At 75.0% G+C, this 21,191-nt stretch carries 11 protein-coding genes; 7 read left to right on the forward strand and 4 right to left on the reverse strand.

Annotation, left to right across the window (positions count from 1 at the left end):
* The 3 genes from ACFVUY_RS26895 to ACFVUY_RS26905 all read left to right on the forward strand — a co-directional run.
* Nucleotides 1-620 (forward strand): DUF4232 domain-containing protein (locus tag ACFVUY_RS26895; protein ID WP_387734037.1); only part of this gene is annotated, 620 nt, incomplete at its 5' end.
* Nucleotides 621-723: 103 nt separating this feature from the next.
* Nucleotides 724-2,088: a helix-turn-helix domain-containing protein gene (locus ACFVUY_RS26900; protein WP_387734040.1), complete on the forward strand. Its 1,365-nt coding sequence runs from the start codon at nucleotides 724-726 to the stop codon at nucleotides 2,086-2,088.
* A gap of 73 nt (nucleotides 2,089-2,161) precedes the next feature.
* Nucleotides 2,162-2,869 carry a TetR/AcrR family transcriptional regulator gene (locus ACFVUY_RS26905; RefSeq protein WP_387689917.1) on the forward strand — a complete coding sequence of 236 codons (708 nt, stop codon included), beginning with the start codon at nucleotides 2,162-2,164 and terminating at the stop codon, nucleotides 2,867-2,869.
* 110 nt (nucleotides 2,870-2,979) lie between these two features.
* On the opposite strand, the gene ACFVUY_RS26910 is transcribed toward ACFVUY_RS26905, so the two are convergent.
* The 4 genes from ACFVUY_RS26910 to ACFVUY_RS26925 all read right to left on the reverse strand — a co-directional run bounded on the left by ACFVUY_RS26910 (nucleotide 2,980) and on the right by ACFVUY_RS26925 (nucleotide 8,605).
* Nucleotides 2,980-4,617, reverse strand: coding sequence for an amidohydrolase (locus ACFVUY_RS26910; RefSeq protein ID WP_387689918.1), 1,638 nt, complete (start codon nucleotides 4,615-4,617; stop codon nucleotides 2,980-2,982).
* 52 nt (nucleotides 4,618-4,669) lie between these two features.
* Nucleotides 4,670-6,097, reverse strand: coding sequence for an APC family permease (locus ACFVUY_RS26915; protein ID WP_387689920.1), 1,428 nt, complete (start codon nucleotides 6,095-6,097; stop codon nucleotides 4,670-4,672).
* A gap of 189 nt (nucleotides 6,098-6,286) precedes the next feature.
* Entirely contained in the window at nucleotides 6,287-7,549 is a 1,263-nt protein-coding gene (locus ACFVUY_RS26920; RefSeq protein ID WP_387734042.1) for a thioesterase domain-containing protein, read from the reverse strand.
* A 72-nt stretch (nucleotides 7,550-7,621) separates the two neighbouring features.
* Nucleotides 7,622-8,605, reverse strand: a complete 984-nt coding sequence (locus tag ACFVUY_RS26925; protein ID WP_359909584.1) for a helix-turn-helix transcriptional regulator — start codon at nucleotides 8,603-8,605, stop codon at nucleotides 7,622-7,624.
* Between the two features lie 332 nt (nucleotides 8,606-8,937).
* On the opposite strand from ACFVUY_RS26925, the gene ACFVUY_RS26930 reads away from it, so the two are divergent.
* The 4 genes from ACFVUY_RS26930 to ACFVUY_RS26945 all read left to right on the forward strand — a co-directional run bounded on the left by ACFVUY_RS26930 (nucleotide 8,938) and on the right by ACFVUY_RS26945 (nucleotide 21,182).
* Nucleotides 8,938-10,233: an IS256 family transposase gene (locus tag ACFVUY_RS26930; RefSeq protein WP_387734045.1), complete on the forward strand. Its 1,296-nt coding sequence runs from the start codon at nucleotides 8,938-8,940 to the stop codon at nucleotides 10,231-10,233.
* Nucleotides 10,234-10,418: 185 nt separating this feature from the next.
* Complete coding sequence (locus ACFVUY_RS26935; protein WP_387734047.1) at nucleotides 10,419-10,574, forward strand: hypothetical protein; 156 nt, start codon at nucleotides 10,419-10,421, stop codon at nucleotides 10,572-10,574.
* A gap of 118 nt (nucleotides 10,575-10,692) precedes the next feature.
* The gene (locus tag ACFVUY_RS26940) at nucleotides 10,693-10,905 is read left to right on the forward strand and encodes an MbtH family protein (RefSeq protein ID WP_359909576.1); all 213 of its coding nucleotides are present in this window, start codon (nucleotides 10,693-10,695) and stop codon (nucleotides 10,903-10,905) included.
* A 515-nt stretch (nucleotides 10,906-11,420) separates the two neighbouring features.
* Nucleotides 11,421-21,182, forward strand: coding sequence for an amino acid adenylation domain-containing protein (locus ACFVUY_RS26945; protein ID WP_387734050.1), 9,762 nt, complete (start codon nucleotides 11,421-11,423; stop codon nucleotides 21,180-21,182).
* The last annotated feature ends 9 nt before the right edge of the window (nucleotides 21,183-21,191 follow it).

Genomic DNA, 21,191 nt, shown 5'->3' on the forward strand with positions numbered 1-21,191 from the left:
CCGGTGCCGCGGCACCCGCCGCGCCCGCCGACCGGCCGACCGCCGGCGCTCCGGCCCCGGCGGCCCCGGCCACCGCGGCGCCCGCCGCAGGCGGCTCCGCCCACCCGAAGATCCCCGTGGTCCCCGCCACGGGCGGCGGGGCCGCGACCGGCGGCGACGAGGCGTACGCCTACACCCACCCCTGCAAGGCCGACAAGCTGACGGTCAAGGTGTCCGCCCGGGCCGGGTCGCCCGACCAGCGGGTGATCGAGGTGCACAACCAGGGCACCGCCTACTGCAGCCTGAGCTACTACCCGCTCATCGGTCTCGGCAGCTCGAAGGCCCCCCAGCACGGCGCCGACCTCACCCCGCTGGTTCCGGGCGGGCTGGGCGGCCCGCCGGCCTACGCGCTGGCTCCCGGCCGGAGCACCTACGCGGTGGTGGACCTCAACCCCGGCAGCGGCGGGGTGGCCGACGTGGACCAGCTGAACGTCCTGCCCGACGACCAGATGCCCAACGCCGACACCCGGAACTTCCCGCTCGGCGCCGGCGCGAAGGCGGGCAAGCAGCCGAAGCTCGGCCTGTACCGGGAGAGCGTCGCCGACGCGGTGGCCTCCACGGAGACGGCCGGCAGGGGCTGACCTGCCGCTTCGCCCTCCCCTGCCCCGGTCCCCGCCCCGGCCTGCCGGTACCGTGATCCGCGGATCGACGGCATCCCGGACCGGGATGGGGGAAGGGCAGCGGATGAGTGTGGAGACTGAGGAGTTCGCGGCGATGCTGCGCGAACTCAAGGAGCGTTCGGGCCGCAGCTACGGGGCCCTGGCCACCCGGCTGCACGTCAGCACCTCCACCCTGCACCGCTACTGCAACGGCGCCGCCGTACCGACCGAGTACGCGCCGGTGGAGCGGCTGGCCCGGGTCTGCGGGGCCGGCGGCGAGGAACTGGTCGAACTGCACCGCCGCTGGATCCTGGCCGACGCGGCCCGCCGCCGGGAGGCCTCCTCCGCGGGCACCCCGGCCGCCGCCGCACCGGCGCCGACGCCCACGCCGACGCCGCAGCCGCAGCCGCAGCCGGAAGCGGAGCCGCAGCTCCGGCCGGAAGCCGCCCCCGAACCGCAGTCCGCCGCCGCGCCGGAGGAGGAGGAACAGGAGGTGACGACCACCCACCCCGCGCCCCCGCCCGCCGGGCCGCGCCGCCGCATCCGCACCCGGGTGCTGCTGAGCGCGACCGCCGTGGTCGCGCTGGCCGCCGTGGTCTCCGGCCTCCTCCTGCGCGACACCGGTGGCACCGGTAGCACCGCCGGCACCCCGAACGCCGCCGCCTCCCCGCCCGCCGCACCGTCCGTCGCCGCCACCGCGGCGGCCGGTACCGCGCCCACCGGTGCCCCGGCGCCGCCGGCCCCCGCGGGCTCGGACGCCGCAGGCTCGGACGCCGCGGACACCCCGTCCGCCACCGCCTCGGCGCCCCCCGAGGACCTCCCCGCGCCCTTCCACGTCAGTGTCCTCAGCAACAACTGGGGCAGGCTCTGCGACCAGTGGTTCCTCTCCGCCCGCGCCCCCGCCCAGGTGACCCCGCCCCCGTCGTCCACCGGCCGGATCGACAGCTGGGCGGCCTCCCAGCGCCTGGTCCCGGCCGGGCACCTGCGCATCGAGCTGACCGCCCTGGGCTCGAGCTCGGACGCCGTCGTGCTGAACTCCATGTCCGTGCAGGTGGTCAGCACCCGGCCCGCCCCCAAGTGGAACGCCTACACGCCCGGGTCCGGCTGCGGCGGCGGGCTCGAACCGGCGGCCTTCGCGGTCGACCTCGACGCGGCCACGCCGCGCGTCGTCCCCGTCCCGGGCCGGGAGGGCGAACGGAAGACCGGCACGACGGACTTCCCGTACCGGATCTCGGCCACCGACCCGCAGGTGATCGACGTGGACGCCGCCACCCGTTCCCAGGACGTCAGCTGGTTCCTCGAACTGGTGTGGACCGGCAAGGACGGCCGCAAGGGCACGATGCGGGTGGACCTCGGCGACCAGCAGCCGTTCCGCACCGTGGGCATGCACGGCGCGCCGAACTACTTCCACAACGGCACCTCCTGGGCCCCGGACCACAACGAGGGCTGAGTCCGGCCGACGGCCGGGGCCGGGAGCGCCCGACCCCTGGCCTACGTCAACGGTGCGGGCATAACCTCGGGGGATGACCGACCGCGTAGTCCCCGAACCGCTGCGCCGTCGGCGCCGCCCCACCAAGCAGGGCGTGGTGCTGTCCGCCGAGCTGATCGTCGGGACCGCGATCCGGCTGATCGGCAGCCACGGCTCCGAGGCACTCACGGTGCGGCGGCTCGGCGCGGCGCTCGGCGCCGACCCGAGCGCGGTCTACCGCTACTTCCACAGCACCGACGACCTGCTGCTCGCCGTCGCCGACGAGCTGATCGGCCGCGCCCAGCACGGCTGGCGGCCCACCGGCGACTGGCGCGCCGACCTGCGCGCCATCGGCCTGCGCATCCACGCCAGCTACCTGGCCCACCCGCAGGCCGCCATCCTCGCCGCCCACCGCACCACCGGCCGCACCCACGAGATCGCCGCCGTCGAGACGATCCTCGGCGTCCTGCGCACGGCGGGCTTCCCGGACCCGGAGGCCGTCCGGATCTACCACGCCTTCGTCGACCAGAGCCTCGGCTTCGCCGCCCTGGACGCCGCGACGCTCGCCCTCCCGGCCCCCGCCCAGAACGCCGACCTCCAGGTCTGGCAGGCCTCCTACGCCCGGCTCGACGCCGCCGGCCACCCCCACATCGCGGCCACCGCCCACCTGCTCACCACCGACATGCGCCGCAGCGGCTACCCGTACGCCCTGGACCTGCTCCTGGAGGCCGCCGAGGCCCGGCTGCGCGCGGCGGGCGGCTGAGGCGGGCGGGCCGGACGGCGCGGCACCGCCCGGGCCCGGGCACGCCGCCGGCCGCCGGCGGTGAGCCCCCGTACGCCCACCGCCGACGGCCGGTCCGGCCCCTGCCCGGCTCAGTCCGCCGCGTGCACCAGCTCCCCGCCGACGTACGTCCGCAGGACCCGCGCCCGCGCGATCTCCTCCGGCGGCCCGGTGAGGATGTCCCGGTCGAGCACGACCAGGTCCGCGAGCCGCCCGGCCGCCAGCACGCCGGCGTCGTCGTGCCCGTTGAGGTACGCGCTGCCGGCCGTGTACGCGGCGATGGCCGAGCCCAGGTCGAGCCGCTGCTCGGGCAGGAAGACCCGCCCGTCGGTGGCCTCCGGCTCCATCCGGTTGACCGCCACGTGCAGCCCCGCCAGCGGGTCCGGGCTGCTCACCGGCCAGTCGCTGCCCGCCGCCAGGGTGGCGCCGGCCCGCTGGAGGGCGCCGAACGGGTACTGCCAGGCGGCCCGTTCGGGCCCGAGGAAGGGGATGGTCAGCTCGTCCATCTGCGGCTCGTGCGCGGCCCAGAGCGGCTGGATGTTGGCGACGGCGCCGAGCCGGGCGAAGCGCGGGAGGTCGTCCGGGTGGACCACCTGGAGGTGGGCGAGGTGGTGCCGGGCGCCGCGCCGGCCGTTGGCGGTGCGGGCGGCCTCGACGGCGTCCAGCGCCTCGCGCACGGCCCGGTCGCCGAGCGCGTGGAAGTGGACCTGGAAGTCGAGCGCGTCCAGTGCGGTGACGTGGCCGCGCAGCGCCGCCGGATCGACGAAGCTGAGGCCGGAGTTGGCGGTGGCGCAGCCGCAGCCGTCCAGGTAGGGGCTGGTCATCGCGGCGGTGAAGTTCTCCGCGATGCCGTCCTGCATGATCTTCACCGAGCCGGCCCGGAACCGTCCGTGGCTCAACTCCGCGCGTCGCCGCACGAGTTCGGGGATCTGTTCGGCGCCCCGGTCCCGCTCCCACCACAGCGCGCCGGTCACCCGGGCGGTCAGCGCGCCGGAGCGGGCGGCGGCCAGGTAGGCGTCCGACGGGTCCGGCTGGCCGTTGAACGCGCCGAGCAGCGCGTCCTGCCAGCCGGTGATGCCGAGCGAGTGCAGCAGCCGCTGGGCGCGCAGCAGTCCGTCGAGCCGGTCGGCGGCGGTCGAGGGCGGCACCAGCCGGGCGACCAGGGCGGTGGCGCCCTCCTGGAGGGTGCCGCCGGGGGTGCCATCGGCCTCGCGCTCGATCCGTCCGTCGGCCGGGTCGGGGGTGTCGGCGGTGATCCCGGCGAGTTCCAGCGCCCTCGTGTTGGCCCAGGCGCCGTGGTGGTCCCGGTTGGTCAGGTACACGGGCCGGTCGGGGACGACGGAGTCGAGCAGCTGCCGGGTGGGCAGGCCGCCCTCGAAGCTCTCCATCGACCACCCACTGCCGGTGATCCACTCCTGCTCCGGGTTGGCGTCGGCGTAGGCCCGGACGCGCTCCAGGTAGTCGGCGACGCCGACCGTCCCGGTGAGGTCGCAGGAGGCCAGCTCGGCGCCGCCGAACACCGCGTGGATGTGCGCGTCCTGGAAGCCGGGCAGCAGCAGCTTGCCGGTGAGGTCGACGACCTCCGTCCTCGGCCCGATCAGCTCCCGGACCTCGTCGTGCCCGACGGCGGTGATCCGTTCGCCGACGACCGCCAGGCCGCTCGCCCGGGTGCGGGCCGCGTCGCCGGTGTGGACGGGGCCGTGGGTGAAGACCAGATCGGCCTCGGTCATGGGTGGTGCTCCGTTCTCGCGTCCTCGTGATTCGTCCTGCCGTACCGCTGGGTCACTCGGCCACGGCGCCCTCCCGCAGGAAGTACGGCGAGCGCCGCCGCCAGCGGGCCCAGGCCGCCGCCGGCAGCCCGCTGACCACCATCATGATCACCACGGACAGCTCGAACCACCCGTTGTCCGCGGCGAGTTCGAAGTGGTCCGTGGAGTCGTAGAAGCTCCAGGCCAGGTACCCGCCGACGGCCAGCAGCGCCGCCGCGCCCAGCAGCGGCCCGACGACCGCGCGCAGCCCCTCCGGCAGATCGGTGCGCAGCAGCCCGCGGAACCGGACGGCGGCGGCGACGGCGGTCAGCGCGTAGTAGAGCGCGACGACGATGCCGATCGCGTTGACCGCGGCCGAGATCAGGTCATTGACGGTCGGGATGGCGATCGAGGCCAGCGCCAGCACGACCGCGACGCCGGTGATCAGCAGGGTGCCGACGGCGGGCGTGGCGTGCCGGGGGTGCAGCCGGGTCCAGACCGGGCCGAGCACCCGGTCGCGTCCCATCGCGTACATCCCGCGGGCGGTCGGGATCACCGAGGACTGCAGCGAGGCCACGGCGGAGAACATCAGCGCGATCAACGGCAGTGCCGCCAGCGGCTGTTCGGCGAGCTTGGTGCCGAAGTAGGTCAGCCCGTGGGCGCCGTTGTCGGCCAACTCGTCGATCGGCAGCACCCGTTGGAAGGCCGTTCCGGCGAGCAGGAACAGCGCCAGCATCACCACCAGGGCCAGCAGACCGCCCCGGGAGGCGTCCCGCGGGTCGCGCACCTCCTCGCCGACGCTGAACACCGACTCGAAGCCCCAGTAGCAGAACACCGCGAGCACCATGCCCTGGGCGACCGCGTCGAAGGACGGGATGTCGAAGGGGTTGTACCACTGGAGCGAGAACGGCTGGTCGCCGGCGAACAGCCCGTAGCCGCAGAAGCCGAGCAGCACGGCGTACTCGAAGACCAGCAGCGCCTTCTGCAGCCTGGCCGCCAGGTCCAGCCCGCGCACCGCGACCAGTGCGGCGCCCACCAGCACCACCAGGCCGATCAGGGTGCACTGGACGGTCGAGTCGGCGTCGAGCCGCAGCCCGGCGACGCTGCGGACGTGGGCCTGGTCCAGCAGCTGGACGATCGAGGAGCCGGTGACGGTCGTGGTGTACGCCATGAAGACCACGGTCCCCACGGTGTTCACCCACCCGGTCAGGAAGCCCAGCCAGGGGCTGAGGATGCGCCCGACCCACCGGTAGCTGCTGCCCGCGTCCGGCTCGACGGCGTTCAGCCGCCCGTATCCTCCGGCGATGGCGAGCACCGGCAGGAAGGCCAGCAGCATGATCGCCGGAAGGTGCAGGCCGACCACCCCGGCCATCAGGCCCAGGCCGATCCCGATGCTGCTGGTGGCGGCCGTGCTGGAGGCGGCGATCACCGCTCCGTCCACCAGGCCGAGCGACTTGCGCATCGTGACGTGGGAGCCTCGCACGTCCGCTCTCGGGCCGCCGCCCGTGTCCTTCACCGTCGATGCCAACGGATCACCGCCTTGGTCGTGGGGTGCGCGTGTGGGGGAATCCCGGCACCGGTCGCAGAGGGTGACGCGGGCGGGAAGTGCGAGCCATGAAACCGGCGGCCCCGTCACACGTCAATGGCGTTGTCATAAGCCTCCGCGCCGCCGCCCCCCTGTCTGCCCCGTCCCCGCCCGTCCCCGCCCGGACCGGACCGGACCGAGGGGCCCGCCGGTCGTCCGGCGCGCCCCTCGGTGTCCCCTGCTCCTACCGGTGCTTCCTGCCGGGGTCCTAACCCTCCAGACCAAGAGGTCGAGACCGAAGCGCTCGCCGACCCGCAGGACGGCGTCGGTCCAGTCGACCTCCTCGATCCCGGGCTCGTCCACGCCCTGGTCCACGGTGACCGACGGGTAGGCGTCGAGCACGACCAGCGCGCCGACCTCCTCGCCGACGGCCTGCAGCTGCACCGCCATCTCGTGCGCGACGACACCTCCCAGCGACCAGCCCAGCAGGTGGTACGGGCCGCTCGGCTGCACCGCCCGGACCTGCTCGACGTAGTCCGCCGCCATCTCCTTGACCGAACCCGGCAGCGCGCCCGGCTCGCTCAGGCCGCGTGCCTGGAGGCCGTACAGCGGCCATTCCTCGGGCGTGATCCCGGTCAGCGAGGCGTAGCACCAGCTGAGACCACCGGCCGGGTGCACCGCGAAGAACGGCGGCCGCTCGCCACCCGCGCGCAGCGGGAGCAGGACCTTGAGCCCCTCCGCGCCCACCGGCCGGCGCAGCCCCCGGACCAGGGACTCGACCGTGGGGCCCTCGAAGAGGTTCCGGACCCCCACCGTGACCCCGAGCGTCGACCGCAGCCGGTCGACCAGCGTCACCGCCAGCAGCGAATGCCCGCCCAGCTCGAAGAAGTTGTCGTCGATGCCCACCTGGGGCAGGCCCAGGACCTCGGCGAACACCTCGCAGACCAGCCGCTCGTCCGCCGTGCGCGGCGCCCGGTAGGACGACTCCAGCAGCTCCGCCCGGTCCGGCACCGGCAGCGCACGGCGATCCAGCTTGCCGTTGACCGTCAGCGGCAGCGCGTCCAGCACCGTGATCGCGGACGGGACCATGTACTCGGGCAGGACGGCGCCCAGCCCGGCCCGGATCTCGGTGGTGTCGATCCCCGCACCGGCCGCGTCCACGGCCGGGACGACGTAGGCGGCGATGCGCCGGTCACCGGGGACGTCCTCGCGGACGATCACGGTGGCCTGCGCGATCCCGGGCCGGCCGAGCAGGGCGGCCTCGATCTCGCCCAGCTCGATCCGGTAACCGCGCACCTTCACCTGGTCGTCCGTACGACCCAGGTAGTCCAGCGTGCCGTCCTCGCGCCAGCGGGCGAGGCCACCCGGCCAAGGGTCCTCCCCCGGCAATCGCCGAGCGGGCCCGGCGGAGATTCCGCCGGGCCCGCTCTGTCGTTTGCTCGTCAGTTCTCCTCGGCGCCCTCAGAGTTCGTCGAGCGGCTCGTCGAGGACGCCCTGGCGGGCGATGATGTAGCCGAGGTGGCCGCGGCTGCGGCTGCCGAGGAGTTCGCTGGCCTTCTGGATGTGGCTGGAGACCGTCCGGGTGCTCATGCCGAGGCGGGAGGCGATGGCCTCGTCGGTGTAGCCGTTGACCATCAGGCGCAGGACGTTCTGCCGGGTGCGGGCGGTCAGCAGCCGGGGGCGGTGGTGGCCCTGCTGGTAGGTGACGGGTTCGGCGCGCTCCCACATCAGCTCGAAGATCTTGAGCAGGTACTCGACCAGCGGCGGGAGCTGGATGAGCATCGCCGCGGCGGCGCGGTCGGCGCCGGCCGGGATGAAGGCGGTGGAGCGGTCGCAGATGATCACCCGGTCGAAGACCTCGTTCAGGGTGCGCACTTGGGCACCCTGGGCGGTGACCTGCTCGATGTAGGCCAGCGTCGGGCCGTGCGAGCGCACGGTGTGCTGGTAGAGGGTGCGCTGGCGTACGCCGCGGCCGGCCAGGGCGAGGTCGCGCGGGAGCGCGTCGGCCAGTTGCTCGGTGGCACGGCCGCCGCCCGGCTGGGCGGTGAGCAGTTCCTCGGAGCAGCCGGCGACGGCCTTCTCCAGCGCGGGGCTGATCTCGTCGCCCGCCAGCAGCCGGATCGGCAACTTGGCCCGCCGCATGACGTCCTTGTAGGCGTGCTCGGCGGCGTGGAAGGAGGTGTGCAGTTCGGCGAGCCGTTCCTGGTGGGCCAGTACGGCGAGTTCGAGCGGCCGGGTCAACCCGGTGACGGCGATGTCGGGCGGGACGGGGGCCAGCCGCTGGCCGGAGCCGGGCAGCGGGCGCAGCAGACCCATCGCGAGCAGGCACTCGGGGGCCTCGCCGGTGGCCTCACCCTCGACCAGTGCCGTGCGGTAGAACTCGATGCCCCGGTCGCAGAGCTGGGGTGTTCCCCTTTCCATGCTCTTGTCCTGGGTTGGGCACATCTGGGCATCCTTCCGGCTTCGGCATTGCGGTTTCACGAATGCCCGAACCGGCTTCCACCAGGCATCAGAACCGGCAAGATGAGAAGTGACTGCCGTTCGGAAGCCGCCCCCCGGGCTCCGACAGCCGTGAGTGTACGCCCAAAGGGCGCGGAAATCATCAGCTGACGGTAGTCGGGCGTGCACGCAAGCGGGGGAGCCGTCGGGCACGAGCACGACCGCACCCGGCAGCGGTGACCGGGGGATTGCCGGCCCATCGCACCTGACGTCCCGTCGGGGCGTCCGGGGCGGGCGGTCGGTGAATGGAACGGCCTACAGACGGAAGGCACCCCCAGTTGCGAGCTGATTCCGATCCGGCGACACCGCCTGCCGCCCTCTCCGGCCTGGTGGACCAGCGCCTGGTGCGACAGTTGGCGGAGGCCGCCGCCGCACAGGTCGGTTCCGGCGCCGTCCGGCTGCTGGGCGACGGCGGGATTCTCCAGGCCTTCGCCAAGCAGTTGATCGAGGGCGCCCTGGAGCTCGAACTCCAGGAGCATCTGCGCGGGTCCGGCACCGGCGCGGGCACCAACGGCCGCAACGGCGCCCGGGCCAGACGGCTGCTCACCGAGATCGGTCCGGTCGAGGTGCGGGTGCCCCGGGACCGCGAGGGCAGTTTCGCCCCCAAGTCCGTCCTCCCCCGGGCCCGGCGGCTGCCCGGGCTCGACCGGCTGGTGATCTCGCTGACCGCGCGCGGCCTCAGTTCGGGCGAACTGGTGGCGCACCTGGCCGAGGTGTACGGCGTGGAGCTCAGCCGGGAGACCGTCTCGGCCATCACCGACCAGGTGCTCGACGAGCTCGCCGAGCGGCGCGGGCGGCGGCTCGACCCGGTCTACCCGGTGGTCTTCGTGGACTCGGTGCGCAGCGGACGCTCGGGCGGTCCGCTGGTGCACCTGGCGCTCGGGATCTCGGTCGAGGGCCGGCGCGAGGTGCTGGGCCTGTGGCCGGCCGCGGACGGGGAGCAGTGGCCCCAGGTGCTGGCCGGGCTGGCCGGGCGCGGGGTGCGGGAGGTCTGGGTGCTGGTCGGCGGCACCGGCGCGGTGCTGGCCGAGGCGGCGGCCGAGCAGTGGCCCCGCACCGTGGTGCACGGTTCGGTGGCCCATCTGCTGCACGGGGCGCTGCGGCACGCGCCAGGCGAGGACTGGAGTGCGCTCTCCCGGGCGCTGCGCGAGACCTGTACGGCGCCGACCGAGGCGGCCGCGCTGGAGCGGCTGTCGCTGGCCGAGCGGGAGTGGGGGCCGAGCCACCGCGAGGTGTTCCGGGCGTGGCGGGCGGCCTGGCCGCTGCTGGCGCCCGGGTTCCGTTTCGGGCCCGAGGCGCGGCGGCTGCTGACGGGCGGGGGCGCGCTGGAGCGGTTGCACGCCCGGCTGCGCCGGATCGAGCAGTCCGCGGGCCGCGTGCAGGACGAACGGGCCGCGCTCAAGCGCGCGTACCTGGCGACGCTCGCCCTGGAGTCGCCGGCCGGGACGGGCCGGCCGTGGGTCGAGGACTGGCCGGCCGTCCGGGAGGAACTGCGCCGGGGCTCGCTGCGGCGCGCCGGGGTGCCCGCCTCCGCGCTGCGATGTCCCCCGCGCCATCGGAGTTCCCACCACTGATCTGACAGTACCGGGTGTGATTTGGATCATGTCTGTCTGTTTTTGACACGATCTGCCCGGGCTTCCGGTTCCCGCATTGCGTGTTCACGATCACAGTCAGAGCTTCCACGCACGTTTGGGCCTTCGGCAGGATGCGGTTCAGAGCGAAGAGGGCAGACCGCCCTCCTCAGGAAGAGGAATTCGCGATGCCAAGCCTTGCCGTCCGCGTCCACAAGATGCTCGGGACACTCGCCGTTCTGCTGGCCGCCGTGGTGGGCCTCCAGCTCCACGCCCAGCCGCACCTGCCCGCCGTCTCCATCGCCGTCGCCGGCCCCAGCGAGGACTCCGGCTGGGGTGCGTGAGCCGCGGCTCCGTTCGACCGCCCCGCTCCTCACGCTCCCGCACTACCGCGCACAGCTCCGCACCGTTCCGCACAGTTCCGAACAGCTCCAGACAGCTCCGAACAGAGAGGAACCGACGATGGCGAACCCGTTCGAGGATGCCGAGGCCAGCTACCTCGTCCTGGTGAACGACGAGGGCCAGCACTCGCTGTGGCCGGCCTTCAGCCCGGTGCCCGCCGGCTGGCAGCAGGCGTTCGGTGCCGCCGGACGGCAGGACTGCCTCGACTACGTCGAGCAGAACTGGCAGGATCTGCGGCCGAAGAGCCTGATCGCGCACCTGTCCGAGAACTGATCGCGCCCTCCGCGCACCGACCGTCGGACGGCTGAACGACCACACGGCCTCCGCACGGGGATCCACGCCGAGCAGCCGCTCCCCGGCCGCACCGCCCCGGCGACGAGCGCAGAGCACAGAGCACTGAGCACAGCGCGCACCGCCCGCTCACCCGGCGCGGTACCGCGCCCGAGCCGCCGCCCGTCCGGCCGCTCCCCGGGCCGTCGGCCCACCGCCTCGCCGGAACCCGCCGACACCGCCCCGCCACACCACCGCAGCACCCCACCGCCGCGCGGCGCACCCTCACGCCGCCGGCGCTGTCCCGTGTCCGACGTCTACGCGCGTGCACCGAAACGGCCCCGGCACACTCCCACCCTCCGCACCGCCGCGCCGCACGGCCGTCGCACCAAGCACACCGCAGCACCGCGAGACGACCGCAACATCGCTCCGCCGACCCCCGGGCCGACCGCCCCGGGGTCAACCCAGCTCGCCGCTCCCGCCACCGCGGGGGCCAGCCGCACAAGGGAGAGAGTCACATGTCCGGGGTCCAGCAGACGCACAGATCCGAGCAGCGGCCGGAAGCGGCCGAGGTCCTGTGCCGACTGTTCGCGGAGGTGCTCGGCCAGGAGTCGGTCGACCCCGCGGCGGGCTTCTACGACCTGGGCGGCGACCGGCCCGCCGCCGAGCGGCTGCTGGCCCGGGTGCACGCCGAGTTCGGCGTCCGCCTGGCGCTGCCCGTCCTGGCGGAGGCCCCCACCCCCACCGCGCTGGCCGCCCGGCTGGCCGCAGGGGCACCCGCCCGCCCGACCCTCACCGAGCTGGTCGACGCCCAGGTCGCCCGCACCCCGGACGCCCCCGCCCTGTACGCCGAGGGCACCACCCTCACCTACGCCGAACTGGACGCCCGCGCCAACCGGCTGGCCCGGGTGCTGGCCGCCCGCGGCCTGGGCACCGAGGACGTCGTCGCGCTGGCCCTGCCGAAGTCCCCCGAGGCGGTCGCCGCGATCCTCGCCGTCGCCAAGACCGGCGCCGCCTGGCTGCCCGCCGACCCGGCCTACCCGGCCGAGCGGCTGCGCCACATGCTGACCGACTCCCGCGCCGCCCTGGTGCTCACCACCGCCGGGGCCGCCGGGCAGCTGCCCGCGACCGACGCCCCCCGGCTGCTGCTCGACTCCGCCGAGCACCGGGCCGACCTCGACGCCCGGCCCGGCACGCCGTTCACCGCCGCCGAGCGGGTCCGGCCGGTGAGCGCCCTGAACACCGCGTACGTCATCTACACCTCCGGCTCCACCGGCGTGCCCAAGGGCGTGGCCGTCACCCACACCGGGCTGCCCAGCATGATCGGCACCCAGGTCGCCGCCACCGGGGTCGGCCCCGGCAGCCGGGTGCTCCAGGCCTCCTCGCTCAGCTTCGACGTCTCGGTCTCCGACCTGTCCGTGGCGCTCACCACCGGCGCCGCCCTGGTGCTGCCGCGCGAGCAGAGCCAGCTGGTCGGCGAGCCGCTGGCCGCCCTGATCGACCAGTACGGCGTCACCCACGCCGACATCGCCACCGCGATGATCTCCACCCTGCCCGACCTCCCGATGCCCTCGCTGCGCACCCTGATCGGCGGCGGCGAGGCGGTCTCCCGCGAGCTGGCCGCCCGCTGCGGCCGCGGCCGGCTGATGCTCAACAGCTACGGACCGACCGAGGCCACCGTCATCGTCAGCATGAGCGAGCCGCTGACCGGCGACGAGCTGCCCCCGATCGGCCGGCCCTGCCAGGACGTGCGCATCCACGTGCTGGACGAGCAGCTGCGCCGGGTCGAGCCGGGCACCGTGGGCGAGCTGTACCTCGCCGGCCCGCACCTGGCCCGCGGCTACCTGAACCGCCCCGGCCTGACCGCCGAGCGCTTCGTGGCCGACCCGTACGGCGGGCCCGGCGAGCGGATGTACCGCACCGGCGACCTCGGCAGCTACCGCCCGGACGGCCAGCTGGACTTCCTCGGCCGGGCCGACGACCAGGTGAAGATCCGCGGCTTCCGGGTGGAGCTCGGCGAGATCGAGCAGACCCTCTCGGCCCACCCCGAGGTCCGCCAGGCCGTGGTGCTGGTCCGCGAGGACCGCCCGGGCGAGCGCCGCCTGGTCGGCTACACCGTCGGCGCCGCCGACCCGGCCGAGCTGCGCGCGTACTGCGCCGAGCGGCTGCCCGACCACATGGTGCCCACCGTCGTGGTGCTCGACCGGCTGCCGCTCACGCCCAACGGCAAGGTCGACAAGCGCGCCCTGCCCGCGCCGGTGTTCGGCGCCGGCGAGGAGGAGGGCCGCGCCCCCGCCGGGGAGCTGGAGCACACCCTGGTCCGGCTGTTCGGCGAGGTGCTGGGACTGCCCCGGGTGGGCGTCACCGACTCCTTCTTCGAGCTCGGCGGCGACTCCATCGTGGCCATCCAGCTGGTCTCCCGGGCCCGGCACGCGGGCCTCCAGCTCACCCCGCGCGAGGTGTTCCTCGCCCCGACCGTCGAGGCGCTGGCGCGGATCGCCCGTCCGCTGGAGGGCCCGGTCGTCGTCGAGCCCGCCGGCGCCGGCCTCGGCGAGGTGCCGCCGACGCCCATCGTGCACTGGCTGGCCGCCCAGCACGGCGCGGTCGAGAGCTTCTACCAGTCCACCGTGCTCACCCTGCCCGCCGGCACCCCGCAGGAGCACCTGACCGCCGCCGTCCAGGCCCTGCTCGACCACCACGACCTGTTCCGTGCCCGCACCTCCCCGCTCGCCGAGCGCCCCTGGACGCTGCACGTGCCCGAGGCCGGCGCCGTCCCCGCCGACGCCGTGCTGCGCCGGGTCGAGGGCCCGGCCACCGCCGAGGCGCTGCGCGCCGAGACCGGGGCCGCCCGCGAGCGCCTGTCCCCCGAGGACGGGCGGATGGTCCAGGCCGTGCGCTTCGACGCGGGTCCGCAGGCGCCCTCGCAGCTGCTGCTGGTGATCCACCACCTGGTGGTGGACGGCGTCACCTGGCGCATCGTCGAGGAGGACCTGCTCGGCGCGCTCGCCGCGCTCCGCGAGGGCCGCGCCGTCGAGCTCGCGCCGGTGCCCACCTCCTTCCGCCGCTGGGCCCAGCGGCTCACCGCCGAGGCGAACACCGACCGCCGGGCCGCCGAACTCCCGCTCTGGCAGGCCGCGTTGGCCACCCCGGACCCGCTGCTCGGCGACCGCCCGCTGGACCCTGCCACGGACACCTACGCCACCGAGGGCCTGCTGCGGCTCGTGCTGCCCGCCGAGACCACCCGGGCGCTGCTCACCAAGGTCACCGCCGCCTACCACGCCCAGGTCAACGACGTGCTGCTGACCGGGCTGGCGCTGGCCCTCGGCCACTGGCGCGGCCGGGAGACCACCGGGCCCGACGGCGCCGTGCTGGTCACCGTGGAGGGCCACGGCCGCGAGGAGATCGTCGACGGCGTCGACCTGCACCGCACCGCCGGCTGGTTCACCTCCGTCTACCCCGTCCGGCTCGCCCCCGGGGCGCTGGACTGGTCCGAGGTCACCGCGGCCGGCCCCGGGCTCGGCCGGGCCCTCGGCCGGGTGAAGGAGCAGCTGCGCGCCGTGCCGGACAACGGCATCGGCTTCGGCCTGCTGCGCCACCTCAACCCGGACACCGCCGCCGTCCTGGCCGGCTGCGCCGACCCGCAGATCGAGTTCAACTACCTGGGCCGCTTCGCGCCCGAGGGCGTCACCGCCGAGGACGTGCTCGCCGGCACCGAGGCGATGTCCGAGGGCGCCGCGACCGGCCTCGCGCTCGGCCGGGTGCTCGGCCTGGACGCCACCACCGTGGACACCCCGCAGGGCCCGCTGCTGGTCGCCCAGTGGTCCTACGCCACCGGGCTGCTCTCCGAGGAGCGGGTGCGCGCCTTCGCCGAGGCCTGGTTCGCCGCGCTGGGCGCGCTCGCCGAGCACGCCGATCGGCCGGACGCGGGCGGGCACACCCCCTCCGACTTCCCGCTGGTCGCCGTCACCCAGAGCGAGGTCGACGAGCTCGCCGCCCACCACGCCCCCGCCCGCCTGGTCGACGTCTGGCCCACCTCGCCGCTCCAGCAGGGCATGGCCTTCCACTCGGCGTACGACGCCGACGGCGCGGACGTCTACACCTCGGTCGTGACCTTCGAGCTCACCGGCCCGGTGGACGCCGACCGCCTGCGCACCGCCGCCGAGGCGCTGCTGACCCGCCAGCCGAACCTCAAGGCCGCGTTCCACCAGCGGCACGACGGCCCGCCCGTGCAGGTCGTCCCGGACGGCGTCGAGCTGCCCTTCACCGTCGTCGACCTGAGCGCCCACGCCGACCCGGCGGCGGAGGCCGCCCGGATCGCCGCCGCCGAGTACGGCCGCCGCTTCGACCTCGACCGCCCCCCGCTGCTGCGCTACACCCTGATCCGGCTCGCGCCCGGGCGCCATCAGCTGATCGCCTCCGCCCACCACATCCTGCTGGACGGCTGGTCCACCCCGCTGTTCGCCGAGGAGCTGTGGGCCCTGTACTTCGAGCAGCCGCTCGCCCCGGCCGCCCCGTACCGCGAGTACCTGCGCTGGATCACCCGGCGCGACGGCGCGGCCGCCCGCGCCGCCTGGGCGCAGGCCCTGGCGGGCGCCGACGAGCCCACCCTGCTCGCCCCCGACCGCTCCGCCGCCACCCCGCAGCTGCCGCTGCGCCTGCACACCGGGCTCACCCCGGAGACCACCGAGGCCCTCGCCCGCACCGCCCGCCGTTACGGCGTCACCCTCAACACCCTGGTCCAGGCGGCCTGGGGCGTGCTGCTGGCCCGGCTCACCGGGCGCGAGGACGTGCTGTTCGGCACCACCGTCTCCGGCCGGCCGCACGACCTGCCGGGCGTGGAGCGGATGATGGGCCTGCTCATCAACACCGTGCCGGTGCGGGTGCGCCTGGACCAGGCGGAGAGCTGGGGCCAGCTGCTGCTGCGTCTCCAGCACGAGCAGTCCGCCCTGCTGGACCACCAGCACCTCAGCCTCACCGAGATCCAGCAACTCGCGGGCATGGGAAGCCTGTTCGACACCGTCACGGTGTACGGCAACTACCCGGACCCGTCCGCCCTGGACGACGCCGACCCGAGCGGCGCCACCCGCGTCCACCTGGTCGAGGACGTCGACAGTGCCCACTACCCGCTGGCGCTCGCCCTCACCCCCGGCGACGGCCTGCAGCTGCGGCTGGACCACCAGCCGGACGCCTTCACCTCCGACGAGGCCCGCGCCCTGCTGGACCGCTTCCTCGCCCTGCTCGACCGGATCGTCGCCGACCCGGCCGAACTCGTCGGCACCGTCGAGGTGTTGACCGCGGCCGAGCGCGCCGAGCTGATCACCGAGTGGAGCGGCACCAGCACCCCGCTGCCGGAGGGCTCGCTGCCCGAGCTGTTCGAGGCGCGGGTCGCCGCGACCCCGGACGCGATCGCGCTCACCGCCGAGGACGCCGAGCTGACCTACGCCCAGCTCAACGCCCGGGCCAACGGCCTGGCGCTGCGGCTGGTCGAGGCCGGGGTCGTCCGGGAGACGCCGGTCGCGCTGATGATCGACCGCTCGGCCGCCCAGGTGGTGGCGATCCTGGCGGTGCTCAAGGCCGGCGGCCTCTACGTACCGCTGGACGACGCCCAGCCGACGGACCGGCTGCGGACCGTCCTCGCGGACGCCGGGGCCGGGCTGGTGCTGGCCGACGCCGCGCACCGCGAGCACCCCGCGCTGGCCGGGCTGACGGTGCTCGACCCGCACGCCGGGGAGCACCCCGAGAACCTCGGACTGCCGCAGCACGCCGACCAGTTGGTGTACGTGATGCACACCTCCGGCTCGACCGGCGTGCCCAAGGGCATCGCCATCACCCACCGCGCGGTGGTGGACCTCGCGCTCGGCGGGCAGTTCACCGGTGGCGGCCACGAGCGGCTGCCGGTGCACGCCCCCTCCGCCTTCGACGCCTCCACCTACGAGATCTGGACCCCGCTGCTCTCCGGCGGCCAGCTGGTGATCGCCCCGGCCGGCCGGCTCGGCATCGCCGAGCTGGCGGCGGTGATCGGCCACGAGCGGACCACCTCCGCCTGGATCAGCGTCGGCCTGTTCAACGTGCTGGCCGCCGAGGCCCCGGAGACCTTCACCGGGCTGCACGAGGTGTGGACGGGCGGGGACATCGCCTCGCCGGTCGCCATGCGGCGGGTCCTGGACACCTGCCCCGGGCTGCGGCTGGTCAACGTCTACGGGCCGACCGAGACGACCACCTTCGCGACGCACTTCCCGATGACCTCGGCCGCCGAGGTGCCCGCCGTCGTGCCGATCGGCCGGCCGCTGCCCAACAACCGGCTGTACGTGCTGGACGCCGGGCTGCGCCCGGTGCCGGTCGGCGTGCCCGGCGAGCTGTACATCGGCGGCACCGGTATGGCCCGCGGCTACGTCGGGCGCCCCGGCCTGACCTCCGAGCGCTTCACGGCCTGCCCGTTCGGCGAGCCCGGCAGCCGGATGTACCGCACCGGCGACGTGGTGCGCTGGACCCCCGCCGGCGAACTGGAGTTCGTCGGTCGAGCGGACGACCAGGTCAAGCTGCGCGGCTTCCGGATCGAACTCGGCGAGGTGGAGGCCGCGTTCACCGCCCACCCGGCCGTCGGCCAGGTCTGCGTGGCGGTCCGCCAGGACCAGCCGGGCGACAAGCGCCTGGTCGCCTACGTCACCGGCGAGGTGCGGGCCGACGAGCTGCGCGACTTCGTCACCGAGCGGCTGCCCGGCTACATGCTGCCCGCCGCGATCGTCGTCCTCGACGAGCTGCCGGTGAACCCCAACGGCAAGGTGGACCGCAAGGCCCTGCCCGCGCCCGACTACAACGGCGCCGACGGCGGGCGCGAGCCGCGCAACGCCACCGAGCAGGCCCTGTGCGGGCTGTTCGCCGAGGTCCTCGGGCTGGCCCGGATCAGCATCGACGACAACTTCTTCGACCGCGGCGGCCACTCGCTGCTCGCCACCAAGCTGGTCAGCCGCATCCGCGCCGGCCTCGGCGCCGAACTGCCGATCCGCACGCTCTTCGACAACCCGACGGTGGCCCTGCTGGCCGCCGCGCTGCCCGACTCCGCGACGGCCCGTCCGGCCCTGCGGCCGGCCGAGCGCCCCGAGCGCGTGCCGCTCTCCTCGGCCCAGCAACGCCTGTGGTTCATCGAGCAGTTCGAGGGCCCGAGCGCGCTCTACAACACCCCCGTCGCGGTCCGGCTCACCGGCGCCGTCGACCTGCCCGCCCTGGAGCGGGCGGTCCGGGACGTGGTGCGGCGGCACGAGGTCATGCGCACCGTCCTCCCGACCGTCGACGGCCACCCGCACCAGCTCGTCACCGAGGCCGCCGAACTCGCCCTGCGGCACGTCACGGTGGCCGACGAGGCGGAGCTGCGGGCCGCGCTGTCCGCGGCCGGCGAGGAGGTCTTCGACCTCGCCCGCGACCTGCCGGTGCGCGCCACCCTGCTGTCACTGCCGCACGACGAGCACGTCCTGCTGGTGCTGATGCACCACATCGCCAGTGACGGCTGGTCGGTCGGCCCGCTCTTCCGCGACCTCGCCGAGGCGTACGAGGCCCGGCTGGCCGGCACCGAGCCGCAGTGGGAGCCGCTGCCGGTGCAGTACGCCGACTACACCCTCTGGCAGCGCGAACTGCTCGGCACCGACGAGCGGCCCAGCGCCCTGCTGACCGAGCAACTCGCCTACTGGCAGCGGGCCCTGGCCGACGCCCCGGAGGAGCTGGCGCTCCCCTACGACCGTCCGCGCCCGGCCGTGCCGGGGCACCGCGGAGGCCTGGTGGAGGTCGCCGTCGACGCCGAACTGCACGGCGCGCTCGGCGAGTTGGCGGCGTCCCAGCACGCCAGCCTGTTCATGGCGCTGCAGGCCGTGGTCGCCGTCCTCTACACCCGTCTCGGCGCGGGCACCGACCTGCCGATCGGCACCGTGGTGGCCGGGCGCACCGACGAGGCGCTCGACGACCTGGTCGGGTTCTTCGTCAACACCCTGCTGCTGCGCACCGACACCTCCGGCGACCCGAGCTTCCGGGAACTGCTGGACCGGGTCCGCCGCACCGACCTGGACGCCTACGACCACCAGGACATCCCCTTCGAGCGGCTGGTCGAACAGCTCAACCCCACCCGCACCCCCGCCCGCCACCCGCTCTTCCAGACCCTGGTGGCACTGGAGGGCCGGGTCCCGGTGCCGGACGCCTTCGGCGACCTGGGCTGCGCGGAGCACCCCTTCGAGCTGGACGTGGCCAAGTTCGACCTGTCCTTCCGCTTCACCGAGCAGGGCCCGCAGGCGGGCCTGACGGTGGCGGTCGAGTACGCCGTCGACCTCTTCGACCACGCCACCGTGGCCGCCCTCGGCGAGCGGCTGCTGCGCGTCCTGCGCGCCGCCGTGGCCGCCCCGGACGCGCCGATCGGCGGCATCGAGATCCTCGACCCGGCCGAGCGCGAGCAGCTGCTCACCGGCTGGAACGACACCGCCGCGCCCGTCCCGGACGCGACCCTGCCGGAACTGTTCGAGGCCCGGGCCGCCGCCACCCCCGACGCGCCGGCCGTGGTCTCGCAGGACGGCACCCTCAGCTACGCCGAGCTGGACTCCCGGGCCGAGCACCTGGCGGCCCACCTGGCCGACGCCGGGGTCGGCGCCGAGACGCCGGTGGTCCTGCTGATGGACCGCTCCGCCGACCTGCTGACGGCGATCCTCGCGGTGGCCAAGGCGGGCGGCACCTACGTCCCGCTGGACGACCGCCACCCGGCCGAGCGGCTGCGCGGGATCACCGCCGAGACGGCCGCGGCCCTCGTCCTGGTCGACCCGGCCCACCGCGACCACCCGCTGGCCGCCGACGCCCCCTGCCCCGTCCTGCCGCTCACCGCGGGCTGGTTCGACGGTCCGCGCGAGCGGCGCGCCCACCGGGCCGCGCCCCACCCGGAGCAGCTCGCGTACGTGATGTTCACCTCGGGCTCCACCGGGGAGCCCAAGGGCATCGCGATCAGCCACCGGGACGTGGTGCAGCTCGCCACCGACCCGTGCTGGCGGCACGACGAGGGCCTGCGGGTGCTGTTCCACGCGCCGCACGCCTTCGACGCCTCGACCTACGAGATCTGGGTACCGCTGCTCTCCGGCGGCCAGGTGGTCGTCGCGCCGCAGGGCGACCTGGACGCGGCCGCCATCCGGGAGCTGGTCCGGGTCCACGCGCTCACCCACGTGCACGTCACCGCCGGTCTCTTCCGGGTCATCGCGGAGGAGGACCCGGACATCTTCGCCGGCGTGCGCGAGGTGCTGACCGGCGGGGACGTGGTCTCCGCCCCGGCCGTGCGCCGGGTGCTGGAGGCCGTCCCCGGCATCGCGGTGCGGGCCCTGTACGGACCGACCGAGACCACCCTGTGCGCCACCCAGTACCCGATGCCCGACGCCGCCGCGGTGCCGAGCACGGTGCCGATCGGGCGTCCGCTGGCCAACACCCGGCTGTACGTGCTGGACGCCGGCCTGCAACCGGTGCCGGCCGGCGTGGCGGGCGAGCTGTACATCGCCGGGGCCGGCCTGGCCCGCGGCTACGTCGGCCGTCCGGCGCTCAGCGCCGAGCGCTTCGTCGCCTGTCCCTTCGACGGGCCGGGCAGCCGCATGTACCGCACGGGCGACCTCGCCCGGTGGACCGCGGAAGGCGTCCTGGAGTTCCTCGGCCGGGCCGACGACCAGGTCAAGATCCGCGGCTTCCGGATCGAACTCGGCGAGGTGGAGGCCGCGTTCACCGCCCACGAGGGCGTCGGCCAGGCGCTCGCGGTGGTCCGCGAGGACCAGCCGGGCGACAAGCGCCTGGTGGTGTACGCCACCGGCAAGGCCACCGACGGCGAACTGCGCGCCTTCGTCGCGGACCGCCTCGCCGGCTACATGCTCCCGGCCGCCGTGGTCGTCCTGGACAGCCTGCCGGTGACGGCCAACGGCAAGGTCGACCGCCGGGCCCTGCCCGCGCCCGAGTACGCCGGGGCGGCCGAGGGCCGCGCCCCGCGCACCGAGCGCGAGCGGGAGCTCTGCGCCCTGTTCGCCGAGGTGCTGGGCGTGCCGGCGGTCAGCATCGACGACCGGTTCTTCGACCTCGGCGGCCACTCCCTGCTCGCCACCCGGCTGGTCAGCCGCATCCGCGCCACCCTCGGCGCGGAGCTGCCGATCCGCACGCTGTTCGACGCACCCACGGTGGCCGCCCTCGCCGCCGTCCTGCCCGGCGGCGAAGCGGCGCCGGCACCGAAGAAGGCCCGCCCGGCCCTGCGGCCGATGCGCCGCCCCGGAAGCCAGGCCTGACCGGCGGCG

The organism is Kitasatospora sp. NPDC058063, assembly GCF_042885395.1.
In the GTDB taxonomy this organism is placed as follows: Bacteria; Actinomycetota; Actinomycetes; order Streptomycetales; family Streptomycetaceae; genus Kitasatospora; species Kitasatospora lactacystinica.